Source organism: Promicromonospora kroppenstedtii DSM 19349, from assembly GCF_000515355.1.
GTDB lineage: Bacteria > Actinomycetota > Actinomycetes > Actinomycetales > Cellulomonadaceae > Promicromonospora > Promicromonospora kroppenstedtii.
In genome coordinates this window covers 11,916-12,776 of record NZ_KI911573.1, presented here as the reverse complement: position 1 = coordinate 12,776, position 861 = coordinate 11,916, and the positions used below count along the sequence as shown (strand labels likewise).

Annotated in this window: 1 protein-coding gene; it reads left to right on the top strand. The window is 72.4% G+C overall.

Annotation, left to right across the window (positions count from 1 at the left end; genetic code table 11):
* Positions 1–814 (top strand): glutamate ABC transporter substrate-binding protein (locus PROKR_RS01315; RefSeq protein ID WP_051432577.1); only part of this gene is annotated, 814 nt, incomplete at its 5' end.
* Positions 815–861 lie beyond the last annotated feature (47 nt).

The following is an 861-nucleotide window of genomic DNA, read 5'->3' as shown; positions in this document are numbered from 1 at the left end:
CTGCGGCGACGGCCTGCCGGCCGTCGCCTCGGCGGACCCGGACGGCAGTCCCGAGGTGACGTCGGGTTCCACGATGGCCGACATCCGCGAGCGCGGGGCCCTCCGGGTCGGCGTCTCGGCGGACACCCTGCTCATGGGCTCGCGCAACCCGTTCAACGGCGACATCGAGGGCTTCGACATCGACGTGGCGCGGCAGATCGCCGACGCGATCCTGGGCGACCCGGACAAGATCCAGTTCCGGGTCATCACGTCGGGCGACCGCGAGACCGTCCTGGAGGACGGCGACGTCGACGTCGTGACGCGCGCGTTCACGATCAACTGCGACCGGTGGGAGAACATCGCGTTCTCGGCGGAGTACTACCACGCGGGCCAGAAGCTGCTGGTGCCCTCGACGTCGGACGTGGAGAGCATCGACGACCTGGACGGCCAGCGCGTCTGCGCGCCAGAAGGCACCACGACCCTGGAGCGGCTGGCGGAGTGGAAGGGCGTCGAGGCGGTGCCCGCGGCCACCCACACCACGTGCCTGGTCCTGTTCCAGCAGGGTGCGGTGGACGCGATCACGGGTGACGACACCGTCCTGGCGGGCTTCGCGGCCCAGGACCCGTACGCCAAGGTGGTGGGCGACGCCGTCAGCGACGAGCCGTACGGCGTGGGCATCCCCGCCGGCCAGGCCGACATGGTGCGCTTCGTCAACGGGGTGCTGGAGGACATGGTCTCCAGCGGGCAGTGGGAGAAGTCGTACGACCGCTGGCTGGGCGACGCGCTCGGGAGCGCGCCGGACGCGCCGGAGCCCGTGTACGGACGGACGCCGTGAGCCGGACACAGCGCGCGCCGGCGCCGCCCGGTGCCCTGGGCGTGGCG